Raw genomic sequence first — 17,929 nt, 5'->3', positions numbered from 1 at the left:
GCGACACTCTACGCGCGTAACAATTGCCGAGGCTAGAGCCGCTCCGGCCCGAACGCGTCGGGCAGGACCTCGCTCATCGGCTTCACGCCGGAGGCCAGCTCGACCAGCAGCCCGGGCCCGCCGTGCTCGTACAGCAGCTGGCGGCAGCGCCCGCATGGCATCAGCAGTTCGCCCGCGCCGTCGACGCAGGTGAAGGCGACCAGCCGGCCGCCGCCGGAGGCGTGCAGCGCGGACACCAGCCCGCACTCGGCGCACAGCCCGAGCCCGTACGAGGCGTTCTCCACGTTGCAGCCGCTGATCAGCCGGCCGTCGTCCACCAGCGCCGCCGCGCCGACCGGGAACTTGCTGTACGGGGCGTACGCGCGGCCCATCGCCTCGCGAGCCGCCTCGCGCAGCCGCTCCCAGTCGATCTCGGACGCCGCCGGGGGCGGCACGGAGGCCGTCACTTGCCCTGGCCCTTGCGGTAGATCTGGCCGTCGGCCTTGGGCATCCGCAGTCGCTGGGAGGCCAGCGCGAGCACCACCAGGGTGATCACGTACGGCGTGGCGACGATCAGCGGACGCTGCACCTCGTCGGTCAGCGCGTACCAGGCACCCAGGCCGCCGGCCACCACGAGGGAGACCACCGCTGCGGTGAACTTGCGGCGGTACAGCTGCCACAGGGCGAGCAGCGCCATCGCGATCGCGACGGTCAGGATCAGCACGTGCACCGACTCCGGGTCACGCAGCTGGAGGCTGTCGGTGAAGCCGAACAGGCCCGCGCCCATGGCGAGACCACCGGGCATCCAGTTGCCGAAGATCATCGCCGCGAGGCCGATGAAGCCGCGGCCCAGGGTCTGGCCGTCCTTGTAGAAGTGCGAGGCGACCAGCGAGAGGTACGCACCGCCGAGGCCCGCGAAGGCGCCCGAGGCGATGACCGCCAGGTACTTGTACTTGTAGACGTTGACGCCCAGCGACTCGGCGGCGGTCGGGTTCTCACCGCAGGAGCGCAGCCGCAGGCCGAACACCGTGCGCCAGAGCAGGAAGTAGCTGGCCACGATCAGCGCGGCGGCCAGCACCACGACCACCGAGAGGTTGGTGACCAGGCCGCCGAGCACGCCCGCGACGTCGGAGACCAGGAACCAGTGGTGGTTCTCGATGCTCTTCAGGCCCGAGGAGAGTCCCGGAACGGTGATGTACGGCAGCGGGTCGGCCGGCGGGGACTGGTTCTGCCCGGCGCCCACCGAGAGGTAGTCCCGGTAGTAGATCCGGTTGACGTACGCGCAGATGCCGGGGATCAGCAGGTTGATGCCGACGCCGGAGACGATGTGGTCGACGCCGAAGGTGACGGTGACGATCGCGTGCAGCAGACCGCCGAGCGCCCCGCCGAGCATGCCGGCCAGCAGGCCGACCCACGGGTTGACCAGGTAACCCGCCCAGGCGCCGCAGAAGGTGCCGGCGACCATCATGCCTTCGAGGCCGATGTTGACCACGCCGGCCCGCTCGGACCAGAGACCACCCAGACCGGCCATGCCGATCGGGACGGCGGCGCTGAGCGCGGCGGTGACCTGCCCGGAGGAGGTCAGCGAGTGGTTGCCGGTGGCCATGCCCACGGCCGAGAACAGGACCAGGGCGCCCGCGATCAGGAGCAGGACCACCGGCCAGGACAGCTTGCGCTTCTTCGCGGGCGCGCCCGGCGCCTTGGGGCGAGCAGCAGTCGCCGTGCTCATGCGGACACCTCCTTCTTCTCAGTGGCCGCGGCCTGGGCGGCGAGCTGAGCGCCGACCTTCTGCTGCTGGCGCTTCAGGCCGTAGCGGCGCACCAGTTCGTACGCGACGACGACGCAGATGACGATGGTGCCCTGCATGACCGCGACGATCTCGGACGGGAAGCCGCCCTGGAGCGGCAGCTGGGCACCGGTGGTGTCCAGGAAGGCGAACAGCAGGGCCGCGAACGCCATGCCGATCGGGCTGTTGCGGCCCAACAGGGCGATCGAGATGCCCAGGAAGCCCAGGCCGGGCTGGAAGCTCTGGCCGAAGTAGTACGAGTTCTGCAGCAGCTCGGGCAGCCCGATCAGACCGGCGATCGCGCCGGAGGAGGCCATCGAGATGACCACCATGCGCTTGACGTTCACGCCGGAGGCGGTCGCGGCGGACTCCGAGCGGCCGGTGGCGCGCAGGTCGAAGCCGAACCGGGTGCGGGTCAGCACGAACTGGAAGACCACGCCGACCAGGACCGCGATGAACAGGAAGCCCCAGAGGGTGCCGCCGGCCGTCTCGATGCCGAAGAAGTGGCTGGACTGCGAGACCGGGTTGGTCTGGATCGAGTTGCTGGTGCTGCTGACCTGCGGCGCGAAGATGCCGGGGACGAGCAGCAGACCGATGATCGCGACCGCGATCGAGTTCAGCATGATGGTCGAGATGACCTCGCTGACGCCGCGGTAGACCTTCAGCAGACCGGCGATGCTCGCGTACAGGCCACCGACCACCATCGCGGTGACCAGCAGCAGCGGGATCTGGATGAAGGACGGCAGGTCGACCTGGGCGCCGATGTAGGCCGCGAACAGCGCCGCGACCTTGTACTGGCCCTCGACGCCGATGTTGAACAGGTTCATCCGGAACCCGAACGCCGCGGCCGCCGCGGCCAGGTAGTAGGTGGTGCTCCGGTTGAGGATCAGCACCTGGCCGTCCGACTTGGTGGCGAACGTGATCATCACGTTCCACGCGTCGAACGGGTTCTTGCCCGAGGTCGCCAGCAGGACGGAGCAGATCGCGACCGAGAGCAGGACCGCGAGCACGGGCGCCGCCAGTGCGAGCACGATCCGCTCACCGCTGATCCGCTGCGCCAGACTGCGCTTGGCGGCGGGGTTGGGACTGGTCATGGGTTACTCCCCCGCCTGCGGGTCGTCGGCGGTGTCGGTGTGCGGGTGCTCGGCCGCGGCCTCGGTGCCCTCGGCGGCGACGGCCTGCGCCTCGGCGACGGCCTCCGGGTCGGACTCCAGGTGGCCGGCGGCGGCACCGGTCATCGCGGTCCCGAGGTCCTCGGCGGTGACGGTGGCCGGGTCGGCGTCGGCGACCAGGCGGCCGCGGTAGATGACCCGGATGGTGTCGGAGAGGCCGATCAGCTCGTCCAGGTCGGCCGAGATCAGCAGGACGGCCAGGCCCTGGCGCTGGGCGGACCGGATGTGGTCCCAGATCTGCGCCTGCGCACCGACGTCCACACCGCGGGTCGGGTGGGAGGCGATCAGCAGCTTGGGCTGGTGGCTCATCTCGCGGCCGATGATCAGCTTCTGCTGGTTGCCGCCGGAGAGCGACGCCGCGGTGACCTCGATGCCGGGAGTACGGACGTCGTACTCCTCGACGATCCGCCAGGTGTCCTCGCGGGCGGCGGCCGGCTTGAGCAGCACGCCGCTGGAGTTGGGCGCCTCGGTGACGTGGCCGAGGATCCGGTTCTCCCAGAGCGGGGCCTCCAGCAGCAGGCCGTGCTTGTGGCGGTCCTCGGGGATGTAGCCGATGCCGGCCTCGCGGCGGGCCCGGGTCAGGGTGCCGGAGAGGTCCTTGCCGTCCAGGAGGACGCTGCCGCCGTCCAGCGGCAGCATGCCCATGATGGCCTCGACCAGTTCGGCCTGGCCGTTGCCCTCGACGCCGGCGATGCCGAGGATCTCACCCTTGTGGATGCGCAGCGAGATGTCGTCCAGGACGACGCGCTCGATGCCCTCGGCGTCGGTCTTGGCGATCCGCAGATCCTTGACGTCGAGCATCTCGGTGGTGGTGACGGTCGACTCGCGGCTCTCCGGGGAGGGCAGCTCGGCGCCGACCATCAGCTCGGCCAGCTGGCGGGCGGTGACGGCCTTCGGGTCGGCGTCGCCGACCGTGGTGCCGCGCCGGATGACGCTGATCGCGTCGGCCACCGCGAGCACCTCGTGCAGCTTGTGCGAGATGAAGATGACGGTGACGCCCTCGGCCTTGAGCTCGCGCAGGTTGTCGAACAGCGCGTCGACCTCCTGCGGGACGAGCACGGCCGTCGGCTCGTCGAGGATCAGGATCTTGGCGCCGCGGTACAGCACCTTGAGGATCTCGACGCGCTGGCGGTCGGCGACGCCGAGGTCCTCGACCAGGGCGTCCGGGCGCACGCCCAGGCCGTACTGGTCGGAGATCTCCTTGATCTTCGCCTTCGCGTCGGCGCCGATGCCGTGGAGCTTCTCGCCGCCGAGGACGACGTTCTCCAGCACGGTGAGGTAGTCGGCGAGCATGAAGTGCTGGTGCACCATGCCGATGCCGCGGGCGATGGCGTCGCCCGGGGTGCCGAACTCGCACAGCTCGCCGTTGATCGCGATGGTGCCCTCGTCCGGCTTCTGCATGCCGTAGAGGATCTTCATCAGCGTCGACTTGCCGGCGCCGTTCTCGCCCATCAGGGCGTGCACGGTGCCGGTGCGGACGGTGAGGTTGATGTCGTGGTTGGCCACGACTCCGGGGAAGCGCTTGGTGATGCCGCGCAGCTCGACGGCCGGTGTCGCCGTCCCCGCGCTGGGGGTGCCGTCCTTGCGCAGGGGGACGGGGTCTGATGCGGTGATGGCGGTCTCCTGGTGGTCTGGAGGCGCGTCGTTGCGCTCGGAGGGCCAAGGGGGGAAACGGGGGGACGGAACGGGGCCCGGGGGTACGCGTTGAGCGCACCCTTCCGGGCCCCTCCCGTGAACTGTGTCGATCATCGCGCTGCCGGGCAGGCGGCAGGCGCGGGTCGCGTCCGAGACGCGCGGGCTTTAGTTGGCCGGCGTGGTCGGGATGCTGGTGGCGCCGCTGGTGATGGAGTCGGCGGCGGCCTTCAGCTTGTCCTGGATGTCGTCGATCTTGCCGCCGGTGGTGGCGAGCGAGACACCGTTGGCCTTCAGGTCGAAGAGCTTGATGCCGGTGAACGGCGTGCCCTTCTTGATCGAGTCGATGTACGAGTACACCGCGGTGTCGACGTTCTTGACCATCGAGGTCATGATGCTGGTCTTGAACTTCGCCAGGGCCGGCTGGCTGGCCTGGTCGGAGTCGACGCCGATGGCGAGCTTGCCCGCGTTGGAGACGGCCTCGATGGCACCCGCGCCGGAGGCGCCGGCGGCGGAGTAGATGACGTCCGCGCCCTTGTCCAGCTGGCCCTGCGCGGCTTCCTTGCCCTTGTCGGGCGCGCCGAAGCCGGTGAAGTCCGGGGGCGTGGTGAGGTAGGTCGTCTCGATCTGGATGTTCGGGTCGGCGAACTTGGCGCCCGCCTTGTAACCGGCCTCGAACTTCTTGATCAGCTCGGTCTGGACACCACCGATGAAGCCGATGTGGTGGCTCTTCGACTTGTTCGCGGCGGCGACGCCGGCGAGGTACGAACCCTCCTGCTCGGCGAAGAGCAGCGAGGTGACGTTGGACGGCTGGTCCTTGTCGTTCGAGTCGATGATCGCGAACTTGACGTTCGGGTTGTCCTTGGCAACCTTGTTGACCGCCGGCTGGTAGACGAAGCCGACCGCGATGACGGTCTTGTAGCCGGCGTCGACCAGGTTCTTCAGGCGGGTCTCCTTGTCGGCCTCGGCCTCGCCCGGCTTGGCCTCGGCCTCGGTGACGGAGACGCCCAGGTCGGCCTTGGCCTTGTCGAGACCACGCGCGGCGGAGTCGTTGAAGGACTGGTCGCCACGGCCGCCGATGTCATAGGCCATACCGACTTTGAGAGCGTCGGACGAACCCGAAGAAGCGTTACTGTCAGTGCTCTTTGCGCCGCAAGCGGCGAGCGAGGCCATGCCCAGGGAACCCGAGAGCACAACCGCGGCGAGCTTCATTGAACGGCGCAAGGGAGTATCTCCTTCTCACACGCACCCGATTAGCGTGGTCGGACGCCACCGTAACGCGCGTAGAACACGGTTGTGTTACGGGGTGCCAGAGCATTCGGGTTGTTATCAAACCGTGGTCTGAGGGCCTTCCGAAGGCTCTTTTTCCCGCTCGCGGACGGTGATCCAAGATTGGTACGGCCCAGTTTACGGACCGTTCGGAACCCTGGATCTCGACAACCCGGTCACAGGTGGGCCACATACCCCCAGGAAACGGTCAGATCCGGTCGTCCTCCAGAGCCAGCGCCGCGAACAGTTCCACACCCACGCCGATCGCCCGCTCGTCCACGTCGAACCGGCCCTGGTGCAGGTCACGGACGGTGACGTCGCCGGGGGTGCGGACGCCCAGACGTGCCAGCGCGCCCGGGGCGTGCTCCAGGTACCAGGAGAAGTCCTCGCCGCCCAGGCTCTGCTCGGTCCCCTCCACCACCTCGGCGCCGCCCTGTCCGAACCGGGCGGTCATCGCCTCCTCCAGCCGCGCGACCGAGACCGCCTCGTTGACCACCGGCGGCACCCCCCGGTGGTAGTCCAGCGTCCACTTGGCCCGGTAGGTCTCGGCGAGCTTGGCGATCAGCTCGTGCAGCAGGTCCGGCGCCTCCCGCCAGCCGTCCAGCTCCAGGCAGCGGACGGTGCCCTCCAGTTCGGCGTGCTGCGGGATGACGTTGGGCGCGGAGCCCGACGCGATCCGGCCCCAGACCAGGCTGACGCCCCAGCGCGGGTCCATCCGACGGGCCAGCGCGGCCGGGAGGTCCGCGGCCATCCGGGCGATCGCGGTCACCAGGTCGGTGGTCAGGTGCGGGCGGGCGGTGTGCCCACCGGGGCCGTCCAGGTGCAGCACCAGCCGGTCGCAGGCCGAGGTGATCGCCCCGACCCGCAGGGCGATCCGGCCGACCTCCACCTTCGGGTCGCAGTGCACCGCGAAGATCCGGCCGACGCCGTCCATCCCGCCCGCGTTGATGACGTCCAGCGCCCCGCCCGGCATGACCTCCTCGGCCGGCTGGAACACCAGCCGGACCGGGCGGCGCAGCTCGCCGGAGCGGACGGCCTCGGCCAGCACCAGGCCGGTGCCGAGCACCACCGAGGTGTGCACGTCGTGGCCGCAGGCGTGGGCCCGGCCGGGAACGGTCGAGCGGTACGGCACATCGGTCTTGGCGTCGTCGATGGGCAGCGCGTCGATGTCGGCGCGGAAGGCCAGGAACTCGGTGCCCGGGGCGGTGCCGGCCGGGACGATGTCGACCAGCAGACCGGTGCCGCCGGGCAGCACCCGCGGCTCCAGGCCCGCCGCCACCAGCCGGTCGCGCAGCAGGCCGGTGGTGCGGAACTCCTGGCGCCCCAGCTCCGGGTGCCGGTGCAGATCACGACGGAAGGCGATCAGCTCGGGCTCCAGCGTCCGGACCCGGTCGCGGAGTTCGGCGGCGGGGCGTGCGACGGCGAGAGTGACGCCCGGCTGAGCGGGCTCAGGACGGTTCATCTCCCCAAGAATAGGCCCGTTGGGGGGATTAGGCCCGACTTCCGGAAAACTAGTCCCCGGATGGGCGCATACCGGCCGGACAGGTGGGTATGACATCTCGTTTCTGCCGCCTTCCCCGGATTGCTTGCCCTGTGCAACGATCACCCGGGCCGGTGGTCACGGCCCCCACCGCCTTGACAGTCGGGTCACCCTGACGACAGCTCAGTTCATCAAATTCGCACACCGGTTCGACGAATTCAGAAACGCTCCACCGGAACGTACGTGCCCCAGACCCCGCGCAGCGCGTCACAGACCTCGCCGACGGTGGCCCGGGCGGCCAGCGCCTCCTTCATCGGGTACAGCACGTTCGACGGGCCCTCCGCCGTACGGCGCAGCGCGTCCAGCGTCCGGGTGACGGCCCGGCCGGAGCGCTCGGCCCGCAGCCGGGCCAGCCGCCCGGCCTGCCGGCGCTCGATCGCCGGGTCAACCCGCAGCGGCTGGTACGGCTCCTCCTCGTCCAGCCGGAACCGGTTGACGCCGACCACCGTGCGCTCGCCGGAGTCGGTCCGCTGCTGGATCCGGTAGGCGCTGCGCTCGATCTCGCCCTTCTGGAAGCCCCGTTCGATCGCGGCCACCGCGCCGCCCTGCTCCTCGACCCGGGCCAGCAGCGCCAGCACGGACTCCTCGACGGCGTCGGTCAGCGACTCGACCGCGTAGGAGCCGGCGAAGGGGTCGACGGTGGCGGTCACGTCGGTCTCGTGGGCGAGCACCTGCTGGGTGCGCAGGGCCAGCCGGGCGGCCTTCTCGGTGGGCAGCGCGATCGCCTCGTCGAAACCGTTGGTGTGCAGCGACTGGGTGCCGCCGAACACCGCCGCCAGCGCCTGCACCGAGACCCGGACCAGGTTCACCTCGGGCTGCTGGGCGGTGAGCTGCACCCCGGCGGTCTGGGTGTGGAAGCGCAGCATCTGCGAGCGGGGGTCCTTCGCGCCGAACTCCTCGCGCATGATCCTGGCCCAGATCCGGCGCGCGGCACGGAACTTGGCGACCTCCTCCAGCAGCGTGGTGCGGGCCACGAAGAAGAAGGAGAGCCGGGGCGCGAAGTCGTCCACGGCCATCCCGGCGGCGAGCGCGGTCCGGACGTAGGCGATCCCGTTGGCCAGGGTGAAGGCGACCTCCTGCGCCGGATCGGCGCCGGCCTCGGCCATGTGGTAGCCGGAGACGGAGATGGTGTTCCAGCGCGGGATCTCGGCCCGGCAGTACCGGAACACGTCGGCGGCCAGCCGCAGCGAGGGCTCCGGCGGGAAGATGTAGGTGCCCCGGGCGATGTACTCCTTCAGCACGTCGTTCTGCACCGTGCCGGTGAGCGCCGAGGACGCCACCCCCTGGGCCTCGCCGACCAGTTGGTACAGCAGCAGGAGGACGGCGGCGGGCGCATTGATGGTCATCGAGGTGGACACCGCGCCGAGCGGGATGCCGTCGAAGAGCACCGCCATGTCCTCGACGCTGTCCACCGCCACGCCCACCTTGCCGACCTCCCCGGCGGCGCGCGGCGCGTCCGAGTCGTAGCCCATCTGGGTGGGCAGGTCGAAGGCCACCGAGAGGCCGGTGCCGCCGCCCTCGATCAGCCGGCGGTAGCGGGCGTTGGACTCGGCGGCGGTGCCGAAGCCCGCGTACTGGCGCATCGTCCACGGCCGGCCGGTGTACATCGTCGGGTGGACGCCCCGGGTGTACGGGTACTCCCCCGGCCGGCCCAGCCGGGCTGCCGGGTCCCAGCCGGCCAGCGCCTCGGGGCCGTACAGCGGCTCGATCGGGAAGCCGGATTCTGCGGCAGCCATGGGTCACTCCACGGGTCGGCGGGGTGCAGGGGGTCGGTCCCCTCGCAATCTAGGGCCCGACCGGGCGGCGGGCGCGCGGACGCGGTTGAGATGATCGGGTGAACGACCGGATGAGCCCCAGGGAGTGGCAATGACCGAGCAGAAGGTGGCCGTGGTCACCGGTGCCAGCAGCGGAATCGGCGCGGCGACCGCCCGCCGGCTGGCCGCCGAGGGCTTCGAGGTGGTGCTGACCGCCCGCCGGACCGAGCGGATCGAGGCGCTGGCCAAGGAGATCGGCGGGAGCGCGTACACGCTGGACGTCACCGACCGGGCCGCCGTGGACGCCTTCGCGGCCGAGGTCGGCCGGGTGGACGTCCTGGTGAACAACGCCGGCGGCGCGATCGGCGCCGAGAGCGTCGAGAACGGCGACCCGGCCGACTGGCGGGCCATGTACGAGGTGAACGTGCTCGGCGTGCTGCACATGACCCAGGCGCTGCTGCCCGCCCTGCGCGCGACCGGCGACGGCACCGTGCTGGTGCTCTCCTCGACCGCCGCGCTGGCCGCGTACGAGGGCGGCGGCGGCTACGTCGCGGCCAAGCACGCCGCGCACACCATCGCGGCGACGCTGCGGCTGGAGCTGTGCGGGGAGCCGATCCGGGTGATCGAGATCGCGCCCGGCATGGTGAAGTCCGAGGGCTTCGCGGTCACCCGCTTCCGCGGTGACGAGGAGAAGGCCGCCGCCGTCTACGCGGGCGTGGCCGAGCCGCTGACCTCGGAGGACATCGCGGACACCGTGGCGTGGGCGGTCACCCGGCCCTCGCACGTGAACATCGACCTGCTGGTGGTCCGCCCCCGGGCCCAGGCCGCCAACCACAAGGTCCACCGCGGCTGAATCCGGAGCCCGTGCCAGCGGAGCGGCCCGCACCCCCGATCGAACACGCGTCGTACACAAGTGGTACATACGTGCGATGACGATCTTCCGGGCCGCCCGCCCACGGGTTCTGCTCACCGCCGTGGCGGCAGGCGCCCTCCTGCTCACCTCCGCCTGCGGCGCCACCGCCCCCACGGCCCAGGACCAGGCCTCCGGCACCACCGCGCCCGCCCCCGCGAGCCCCACGGCCACCCCGACCCCGACTCCGAAACCCAAGGGCGAGGCCGACCCGGCGCTCAAGGCCTTCTACGGCCAGCAGATCACCTGGGCGGACTGCCCGGCCGACCCCAAGGCCGAGCAGGCGAAGATCGACACCTCCGGCATGCAGTGCGGCAAGCTGCACGTCCCGCTCGACTACGCCGACCCGGCCGCCGACGCGATCGACCTCGCGCTGATCAGGTACCGGGCCGGCGACCAGGACAAGCGGATCGGCTCGCTGATGGTCAACCCCGGCGGCCCCGGCGCCTCCGGCGTCGAGATGGTCGAGTACGGCGCCAAGGACTTCGCCGGCACCCTGCACAGCCGCTTCGACGTGATCGGCTTCGACCCGCGCGGCACCGGCAGCAGCGCCCCCGTGGTCTGCTACGACGACAAGCAGCTCGACGCCGTCAACCAGCTGGACGCGCCGGACGACCCCGCCGAGCGCAAGGCCGCCCAGGTCAAGCAGTCCACCGACCACGCCGCCGCCTGCCAGGCCAAGTCCGGCAGGCTGCTGCCCTTCGTCGGCACCCGCAACACCGCCCGCGACCTGGACGTGCTGCGCGCCGTCGTCGGCGACCGGAAGCTCAACTACCTGGGCATCTCCTACGGCACCTACCTGGGCGCCCTGTACGCCGAGGAGTTCCCGCAGAACACCGGCCGGCTGATCCTGGACGGCGCCGTCGACCCGGCCCAGGACACCCTCGACCACGGCGTCGACCAGCAGGTCGGCTTCGAGAAGTCCTTCGAGCGCTTCGCCGTCGACTGCGTCGAGAACCACGCCGACGAGTGCCCGCTCGGCAAGGACAGGAACAAGGCCGCCAAGAAGGCCGCCGACTTCCTGGACGGCCTCCACGACCACCCGCTGACCACCAAGGACGGCCGCGAGCTCGGCCGCGACATGGCCTGGACCGGCGTCATCTCGCTGCTCTACGGCGACGAGAAGACCTCCTGGCAGTACCTGCGGAACAGCCTCGGCTGGGCCATGGTGCGCGGCAAGGGCGACTACCTGATGGCCTTCGCCGACGACTACAACGGCCGCGACCAGAAGGGCCACTACAGCCCGATGGACGAGGCCAACAGGGCGATCAGCTGCGCCGACGCCGCCCGCCCGGCGCCCACCCCCGAGCACGCCCAGCAGGCGGTCGACCGGCTGCTCGCCGAGGCGCCGCTGCTCTCCAAGGGCGTCACGGTGGCCGACTACACCGAGCCGGGCTGCGCCCACTGGCCGTTCCAGACCCAGGAGAAGCCGCACCCGATCCGCGCCGAGGGCGCCGCGCCGATCCTGGTGGTCGGCACCACCGGGGACCCGGCGACCCCGTACTCCTCCGCCGAGAAGCTGGCCAAGGGCTTCGCCAGGGCCACCCTGCTCACCCGGGTGGGCGAGGGCCACGGCGCCTTCGGCAAGGGCAACACCTGCATCGACCAGGCCATGGACGCCTACCTGACGGACGGCACCCTGCCGGCCGAGGGGACCCGCTGCGGCTGAGCCGCCCCGGCGAGGGGCCCGCGTGCGGGCCCCTCGCCGGCAGAGCCGGGCGGGGAGGGCGATGACACGAAGGTGTCAACGTCACAACTTGATAGCTCGTCCGGATGAATTCCGCGCGCGCCCTCCCCAACTGATGACAGCTCAACTACCTTTGAGGAGCTGCCAGAACGGCGCCGCACGCCCCTCCGCAGCCCCGCGGTCCCAGTGCTCCACCCCACCCCACCGGCCTTCCGCCCTCCCGAGGAGGACCCGCTGGCCAGCGACATCCCGTCACAGCGGCCCGACGCCAGCACCGAGCCGACCCTCCTCGGGCTGCACCGCTTCAACGAAGCGGACGCCGGCGCCGCCGAGGAGGCCCTGCTGGCCTGCTGCGGCAGCCACCGCTGGGCCCTGCGACTCACCGCCCACCGCCCCTACCCCGACATAGAGTCCCTGTTGGCCGCCGCCAGCGAGGCCTCCTACGACCTGCGCCCGGCGGACCTCGCCGAGGCCCTCGCCGACGAGAGCTGGATGCCCCAGCCCCTGCTCGGCATGCGCGCCCCCGGCAGCCAGGCCGCGCACACCGCGCTGCGGGCGGCCCACGCCGCCTACGAGGCCCGGTTCGGCCACGTCTTCGTGGTCTGCCTGGACGGCGTCGCCCCGGAGGAGATGCTCGACACCGTGCTCTCCTCCATCCGCACCCGGCTGGCCAACGACCCGGACGAGGAGCGGCTGATCGCGGCGGACGAACTCCGGCGGATCGCCCTCACCCGGCTGGAGCACCTGGTCGCCACCCACTCGGAGGCCGGGGCCCGCTGAGGCCACGACACGCCCCGGCACGCCGGCCGGTCCGGCGCGCCGGGGCGATCGGACCCGGTTCATCCGTCAGGATGAACCCGATCACCGGTTCGGCCCCGTCGGAGACGGACGCGCGCGGCAGCACAGTGGAGTCAAGTCATCACTCAGGGTGATGAGTAGCAGCCCGGTTCCCGCTCCGCTAGGCCAGAAGTGCCTGATTGATCACACCTGGGGACCCCGGAGGCGGTTCCCGACAAGGCGTCGATAGGATGCTGGCGGCCGGTGGACCGTACCCGGCCGGGCTGACCGACACCGAAGCCGGCCGAGCCCCCAATCCGCTTCCGGAGGGTTTTTCCGTGCCGGCTGGAACGCTGTACCGCGGCCGGGAAGGCATGTGGAGCTGGGTGGCTCATCGAGTCACCGGCGTCCTCATCTTCTTCTTCCTGTTCGCCCACGTCCTGGACACCGCCCTGGTGCGAGTGTCGCCGGAGTCCTACGACACCGTCATTCAGACGTACAAGACTCCACTCGTGAACCTGATGGAGTACGGCCTGGTGGCCGCCATCCTGTTCCACGCGCTCAACGGCCTGCGGGTCGTCGCGGTGGACTTCTGGTCCAAGGGCCCGAAGTACCAGAAGCAGATGCTCTGGTCCGTCGTCGGAGTCTGGGTCGTCCTGATGGCCGGCTCCTTCTACGGCATCCTGCAGCACACGCTGATCGCCTGGTTCGGGAAGTGAGCTGACTGATGTCCACGGAATACTCCGACGCGCTCGTCGTCCCGTCCAAGCAGGCGCACACCGGCAAGGGCCTCGGCACCGGCAACCCCGCCGACGCCTTCGTCATCGAGCCGCCGCGCCAGCGGACCAAGAAGACCCCGCGCCGCACCCGCACCAACTTCGAGATGCTGGCCTGGCTCTTCATGCGCCTGTCCGGTGTCGTCCTGGTCGTGCTGATCCTCGGTCACCTGCTGATCATGCTGGTGCTCGACGGCGGTGTCTCCAAGATCGGGTTCGCCTTCGTGGCCGGCCGCTGGGCCTCGCCGTTCTGGCAGGGCTGGGACCTCCTGATGCTCTGGCTCGCCATGCTGCACGGCGCCAACGGCATGCGTCAGGTCATCAACGACTACGCCGAGAAGGACTCGACCCGGCTCTGGCTCAAGGGGCTGATGGGGACCGCCACGGTGTTCACCGTGCTGCTGGGCACCCTGGTGATCTTCACCTTCGACCCCAACATCTGAGCCGCGAGCACCATCGACCATCGGCAGAGGCCAGAGGCGAGTTAACCCCCCATGCAGATTCACCAGTACGACACCGTCATCGTCGGCGCCGGCGGCGCCGGCATGCGCGCGGCCATCGAGTCGACGCAGCGCAGCCGCACCGCCGTCCTGACCAAGCTCTACCCGACCCGGTCCCACACCGGCGCGGCCCAGGGCGGCATGTGCGCCGCCCTGGCCAACGTCGAGGAGGACAACTGGGAGTGGCACACCTTCGACACGGTCAAGGGTGGTGACTACCTGGTCGACCAGGACGCCGCCGAGATCATGTGCAAGGAGGCCATCGACGCCGTCCTCGACCTGGAGAAGATGGGCCTGCCCTTCTCCCGCACCGAGCAGGGCCGGATCGACCAGCGCCGCTTCGGCGGCCACTCCCGCAACCACGGCGAGGCCCCGGTCCGCCGCTCGTGCTACGCGGCCGACCGCACCGGCCACATGATCCTCCAGACGCTGTTCCAGAACTGCGTCAAGCACGGCGTCGAGTTCTTCAACGAGTTCTACGTCCTCGACCTGCTGATCAACGAGGGCAAGACGGCCGGCGTCGTCGCCTACGAGCTGGCCACCGGCGAGATCCACGTCTTCCAGGCCAAGTCGGTCGTGTTCGCCTCCGGCGGCACCGGCAAGTTCTTCAAGGTCTCGTCGAACGCCCACACCCTCACCGGTGACGGCCAGGCGGTGGCCTACCGCCGCGGCCTGCCGCTGGAGGACATGGAGTTCTTCCAGTTCCACCCGACCGGCATCTGGCGCATGGGCATCCTGCTCACCGAGGGCGCCCGCGGCGAGGGCGGCATCCTGCGCAACAAGGACGGCGAGCGCTTCATGGAGCGCTACGCCCCCGTCATGAAGGACCTCGCGTCCCGTGACGTCTGCTCCCGCGCGATCTACACCGAGATCCGCGAGGGCCGCGGCTGCGGTCCGGAGGGCGACCACGTCTACCTGGACCTCACCCACCTGCCGCCGGAGCAGCTGGACGCCAAGCTCCCGGACATCACCGAGTTCGCGCGCACCTACCTCGGCATCGAGCCCTACACGGACCCGATCCCGATCCAGCCCACCGCGCACTACGCCATGGGCGGCATCCCGACCAACGTCGAGGGTGAGGTCCTGCGCAACAACACCGAGGTCGTCCCGGGCCTGTACGCGGCCGGCGAGGTCGCCTGCGTCTCCGTGCACGGCGCCAACCGCCTGGGCACCAACTCGCTGCTGGACATCAACGTGTTCGGCCGTCGCGCGGGCATCGCCGCCGCCGACTACGCCAACGCCAACGAGTTCGTCCCGCTGCCGGAGAACCCGGAAGAGCTGGTCCAGGGCATGGTCGAGAAGCTGCGCGAGTCGACCGGCACCGAGTCCGTGGGGCAGATCCGCAAGGAGCTGCAGGAGACCATGGACGCCAACGCGATGGTGTACCGCACCGGCGCCACCCTGAAGCAGGCGGTCGAGGACATCGCCGCGCTGCGGGAGCGCTACAAGAACGTCTCCATCCAGGACAAGGGCTTCCGGTACAACACGGACCTGCTGGAGGCCATCGAGCTGGGCAACCTGCTCGACCTGGCCGAGGTGCTGGCCGTCTCCGCGCTGGCCCGCGAGGAGTCCCGCGGCGGCCACTACCGCGAGGACTTCCCGACCCGTGACGACGTGAAGTTCATGCAGCACACCATGGCGTACCAGGAGGTCGCCGCCGACGGCACGACCTCCATCCGCCTCGACTACAAGCCGGTCGTCACGACCCGCTACCAGCCGATGGAGCGTAAGTACTGATGAGCACTCCGACCGTGGAGCACTCGGCCGCTCTGGACGCGGCCGAGAGCGGTGCCGCCCAGCTGATCACCGTCACCTTCCGGATCCGCCGGTTCAACCCGGAGGAGCACCCGGACCCGGTGTGGGTCGACTACCAGCTGACGATGGACCCGAAGGAGCGCGTCCTGGACGCGCTCAACAAGATCAAGTGGGAGCAGGACGGCACCCTCACCTACCGCCGTTCCTGCGCGCACGGCATCTGCGGCTCCGACGCCATGCGGATCAACGGCCGCAACCGGCTGGCCTGCAAGACCCTGATCAAGGACGTCGACCCGGAGAAGCCGATCACGATCGAGGCCATCAAGGGCCTGACGGTCCTCAAGGACCTGGTCGTGGACATGGACCCGTTCTTCCAGGCGTACAAGGACGTCATGCCGTTCCTCATCACCAAGGGGAACGACCCGACCCGCGAGCGCCTGCAGTCCGCCGAGGACCGCGAGCGCTTCGACGACACCACCAAGTGCATCCTGTGCGCCGCGTGCACGTCGTCCTGCCCGGTGTTCTGGAACGACGGCCAGTACTTCGGCCCGGCCGCCATCGTCAACGCGCACCGCTTCATCTTCGACTCGCGCGACGAGGGTGCCGAGCAGCGCCTGGAGATCCTCAACGACCGCGAGGGCGTGTGGCGCTGCCGCACCACCTTCAACTGCTCCGAGGCCTGCCCGCGTGGCATCGAGGTCACCAAGGCGATCCAGGAAGTGAAGCGGGCGCTGGTCACCCGCCGCTTCTGATCCCCGCCTGACAGGCCGAAGGCCCCGCCCGATCACTCGGGCGGGGCCTTCGCCGTCCCCGGACCCAGCTCAGCGGGCGCGCGAAAGTTTCATGGAGATTCCCCACCCCTTGTGATCGGCGCGTCCAGAACGCGCGTGCGAGCGGTGAGGATCGTGCCGGTGGGGACTGGCCGCGGCAACGGAGATTCGTCAGTCCACGACCGGGGCTCGGCGGGTGGCGCGGAGGCCGCGGACGCCGATGGCGCCGACGGCGATGCCGAGGAGGAAGGAGGTGACGGCGAGGAGCAGGTGGATCCAGAAGAAGGCGGTGGGCTGGGAGTGGTCGCCGTTGACGAAGGCCTGGCCGCCGGAGTCCTTCCACAGGTTCTTGACGAAGGTGGTCCAGATGATCATCGACCAGACGCCGAAGGCGGTCAGGAACCAGGAGGTGCGGCGGCTGAGCTTCATGGGGCGGTCCTCGGCGGGGAGTGTGGAGGCGGGGTGCCTCCCCAGTATGCGCGGGCCGCCGATCGGCGTAGGGCGGACCCCTCATGCGGGGGACCCGTCCGGTGTGGCGTACGCCGGAGCCGCGCGATGGGTACGGTCAGTCGGTGCCCACACCCCGTCATACCTTCGCGCTGTCGTGCGCCGCGGTCACCGCGGCCCTCCCGGTTCTGCTCGCCGCCCCGGCGGCGGTCGCGGCCCCGCAGGCGCCGCCACCGCCGAGCGCGGTCGGCGGTGAGCGGCTCGGCCTCCCCGGGGTCCAGGTCAATCCGCTGCAGGGGGCCCCGGCGCTGCCGACGGACCTCACCGGCCTGTCCTGGATAGTCTCCGACGCCACGTCGGGGGACGTACTGGCGGCCTACAACCCGCATCTCCGGCTGCCCCCGGCGAGCACTCTGAAGATCCTCTTCGCGGACACCGTGCTGCCCAAGTTCGACCGCAACGCGGTGCACCGGGTCGCCGACGAGGAGATCCAGAACATCGGCGCCGGCAGCAGCCTGGTCGGCATCAAGGAGAACCTGGACTACCGGGTCGAGGACCTGTGGCGCGGGGTGTTCCTGAGCTCGGGCAACGACGCCGTGCACGTCCTGTCGCACATGAACGGCGGCATCCAGCCGACCGTCAACGAGATGCAGGCCCGCGCCGACGCCCTGCAGGCCCGGGACACCAAGGTGATCTCCCCGGACGGCTACGACATGGACGGCCAGGTGTCCTCGGCCTACGACCTTTCGCTGTTCGCCCGTTCCGGCCTGCGCAACGCGGACTTCCGGATGTACTGCGCGACCCGGGACGCGATGTTCCCGGGGGCCGTCGACAAGAACACCGGCCAGCGCGGCAGTTTCGGGATCGCCAACACCGACCGGCTGCTGGGCAAGTACCCCGGCCTGATCGGGGTGAAGAACGGCACCACCACCAACGCCGGCTCGACCTTCGTCGGCGCCGCCGAGCGGGGCGGGCGGACCCTGCTGGTGACGGTGATGCACCCGGCCAGCTACCAGAGGGTGTACGACGAGACGGCCGAGCTGCTGGACTGGGGCTTCGCCGCGGCGGGCAAGGTGCAGCCGGTCGGCCGGCTGGTCGACGAGAAGCAGGCCGGCGGCGAGGAGCCGACCGGCCAGGCGGGCAGCGCCGCGGGTGCCCCCGCTCCGCCGCCGCAC

At 70.4% G+C, this 17,929-nt stretch carries 16 protein-coding genes; 8 read left to right on the top strand and 8 right to left on the bottom strand.

Features of this window, described 5'->3' with window-relative positions; translation table 11 throughout:
• Positions 1-32: 32 nt before the first annotated feature.
• The 7 genes from BG452_RS36010 to BG452_RS35985 form a co-directional block, all read right to left on the bottom strand.
• Positions 33-446, bottom strand: a complete 414-nt coding sequence (locus BG452_RS36010; protein WP_317621390.1) for a cytidine deaminase — start codon at positions 444-446, stop codon at positions 33-35.
• On the bottom strand, positions 443-1,708 hold the full coding sequence (locus BG452_RS46385) for an ABC transporter permease (protein ID WP_223243226.1): 1,266 nt from the start codon (positions 1,706-1,708) through the stop codon (positions 443-445). Before BG452_RS46385 ends, BG452_RS36010 begins: the two co-directional genes overlap by 4 nt.
• Complete coding sequence (locus BG452_RS36005) at positions 1,705-2,859, bottom strand: ABC transporter permease (protein WP_188308544.1); 1,155 nt, start codon at positions 2,857-2,859, stop codon at positions 1,705-1,707. The genes BG452_RS46385 and BG452_RS36005 overlap by 4 nt, the downstream gene beginning before the upstream one ends.
• A gap of 3 nt (positions 2,860-2,862) precedes the next feature.
• Positions 2,863-4,443: an ABC transporter ATP-binding protein gene (locus tag BG452_RS36000; RefSeq protein ID WP_188308543.1), complete on the bottom strand. Its 1,581-nt coding sequence runs from the start codon at positions 4,441-4,443 to the stop codon at positions 2,863-2,865.
• A gap of 294 nt (positions 4,444-4,737) precedes the next feature.
• Positions 4,738-5,793 carry a BMP family protein gene (locus BG452_RS35995; protein ID WP_188308542.1) on the bottom strand — a complete coding sequence of 352 codons (1,056 nt, stop codon included), beginning with the start codon at positions 5,791-5,793 and terminating at the stop codon, positions 4,738-4,740.
• Between the two features lie 253 nt (positions 5,794-6,046).
• Positions 6,047-7,300 carry an amidohydrolase gene (locus BG452_RS35990; protein WP_188308541.1) on the bottom strand — a complete coding sequence of 418 codons (1,254 nt, stop codon included), beginning with the start codon at positions 7,298-7,300 and terminating at the stop codon, positions 6,047-6,049.
• Positions 7,301-7,536: 236 nt separating this feature from the next.
• Positions 7,537-9,114 carry a methylmalonyl-CoA mutase gene (locus tag BG452_RS35985; RefSeq protein WP_188308540.1) on the bottom strand — a complete coding sequence of 526 codons (1,578 nt, stop codon included), beginning with the start codon at positions 9,112-9,114 and terminating at the stop codon, positions 7,537-7,539.
• Positions 9,115-9,244: 130 nt separating this feature from the next.
• On the opposite strand from BG452_RS35985, the gene BG452_RS35980 reads away from it, so the two are divergent.
• The 7 genes from BG452_RS35980 to BG452_RS35950 all read left to right on the top strand — a co-directional run bounded on the left by BG452_RS35980 (position 9,245) and on the right by BG452_RS35950 (position 16,289).
• Complete coding sequence (locus BG452_RS35980; protein WP_188308539.1) at positions 9,245-9,985, top strand: SDR family oxidoreductase; 741 nt, start codon at positions 9,245-9,247, stop codon at positions 9,983-9,985.
• A 76-nt stretch (positions 9,986-10,061) separates the two neighbouring features.
• A complete protein-coding gene (locus tag BG452_RS35975; protein ID WP_188308538.1) occupies positions 10,062-11,711 on the top strand; it encodes an alpha/beta hydrolase in 1,650 nt (549 codons plus the stop codon).
• A 264-nt stretch (positions 11,712-11,975) separates the two neighbouring features.
• Positions 11,976-12,509, top strand: a complete 534-nt coding sequence (locus BG452_RS35970; RefSeq protein WP_411293076.1) for a 2-oxo-4-hydroxy-4-carboxy-5-ureidoimidazoline decarboxylase — start codon at positions 11,976-11,978, stop codon at positions 12,507-12,509.
• Positions 12,510-12,844: 335 nt separating this feature from the next.
• Positions 12,845-13,225, top strand: coding sequence for a succinate dehydrogenase, cytochrome b556 subunit (sdhC, locus tag BG452_RS35965; protein WP_188308537.1), 381 nt, complete (start codon positions 12,845-12,847; stop codon positions 13,223-13,225).
• Between the two features lie 8 nt (positions 13,226-13,233).
• Positions 13,234-13,725: a succinate dehydrogenase, hydrophobic membrane anchor protein gene (gene sdhD / locus BG452_RS35960; protein WP_188308536.1), complete on the top strand. Its 492-nt coding sequence runs from the start codon at positions 13,234-13,236 to the stop codon at positions 13,723-13,725.
• A 51-nt stretch (positions 13,726-13,776) separates the two neighbouring features.
• On the top strand, positions 13,777-15,519 hold the full coding sequence (gene sdhA / locus BG452_RS35955) for a succinate dehydrogenase flavoprotein subunit (RefSeq protein ID WP_188308535.1): 1,743 nt from the start codon (positions 13,777-13,779) through the stop codon (positions 15,517-15,519).
• On the top strand, positions 15,519-16,289 hold the full coding sequence (locus BG452_RS35950) for a succinate dehydrogenase iron-sulfur subunit (protein ID WP_188308534.1): 771 nt from the start codon (positions 15,519-15,521) through the stop codon (positions 16,287-16,289). The genes sdhA and BG452_RS35950 overlap by 1 nt, the downstream gene beginning before the upstream one ends.
• Before the next feature lie 189 nt (positions 16,290-16,478).
• Here the strand turns inward: BG452_RS35950 and BG452_RS35945 are convergent, their stop codons facing one another.
• Complete coding sequence (locus tag BG452_RS35945; RefSeq protein ID WP_188308533.1) at positions 16,479-16,736, bottom strand: SCO4848 family membrane protein; 258 nt, start codon at positions 16,734-16,736, stop codon at positions 16,479-16,481.
• A gap of 143 nt (positions 16,737-16,879) precedes the next feature.
• On the opposite strand from BG452_RS35945, the gene BG452_RS35940 reads away from it, so the two are divergent.
• The coding region (locus BG452_RS35940) for a D-alanyl-D-alanine carboxypeptidase (protein WP_317621389.1) at positions 16,880-17,929 on the top strand (1,050 nt) is incomplete at its 3' end.

It is taken from the genome of Streptomyces sp. CBMA123 (assembly GCF_014596465.1).
Classification (GTDB): Bacteria; Actinomycetota; Actinomycetes; order Streptomycetales; family Streptomycetaceae; genus Kitasatospora.
Note: the sequence above shows the minus strand (reverse complement) of the source record. Positions and strands in the feature narration are given on the sequence as shown.

Excerpts from the sequence above, each read along its gene's own strand:
- sdhD (WP_188308536.1), top strand. The coding sequence starts at position 13,234 with ATGTCCACGGAATACTCCGACGCGCTCGTCGTCCCGTCCAAGCAGGCG.
- BG452_RS35950 (WP_188308534.1), top strand. The coding sequence starts at position 15,519 with ATGAGCACTCCGACCGTGGAGCACTCGGCCGCTCTGGACGCGGCCGAG.
- BG452_RS35945 (WP_188308533.1), bottom strand. The coding sequence starts at position 16,736 with ATGAAGCTCAGCCGCCGCACCTCCTGGTTCCTGACCGCCTTCGGCGTC.
- BG452_RS35985 (WP_188308540.1), bottom strand. The coding sequence starts at position 9,114 with ATGGCTGCCGCAGAATCCGGCTTCCCGATCGAGCCGCTGTACGGCCCC.
- BG452_RS35975 (WP_188308538.1), top strand. The coding sequence starts at position 10,062 with ATGACGATCTTCCGGGCCGCCCGCCCACGGGTTCTGCTCACCGCCGTG.
- sdhA (WP_188308535.1), top strand. The coding sequence starts at position 13,777 with ATGCAGATTCACCAGTACGACACCGTCATCGTCGGCGCCGGCGGCGCC.
- BG452_RS46385 (WP_223243226.1), bottom strand. The coding sequence starts at position 1,708 with ATGAGCACGGCGACTGCTGCTCGCCCCAAGGCGCCGGGCGCGCCCGCG.
- BG452_RS36005 (WP_188308544.1), bottom strand. The coding sequence starts at position 2,859 with ATGACCAGTCCCAACCCCGCCGCCAAGCGCAGTCTGGCGCAGCGGATC.
- BG452_RS35980 (WP_188308539.1), top strand. The coding sequence starts at position 9,245 with ATGACCGAGCAGAAGGTGGCCGTGGTCACCGGTGCCAGCAGCGGAATC.
- BG452_RS35990 (WP_188308541.1), bottom strand. The coding sequence starts at position 7,300 with ATGAACCGTCCTGAGCCCGCTCAGCCGGGCGTCACTCTCGCCGTCGCA.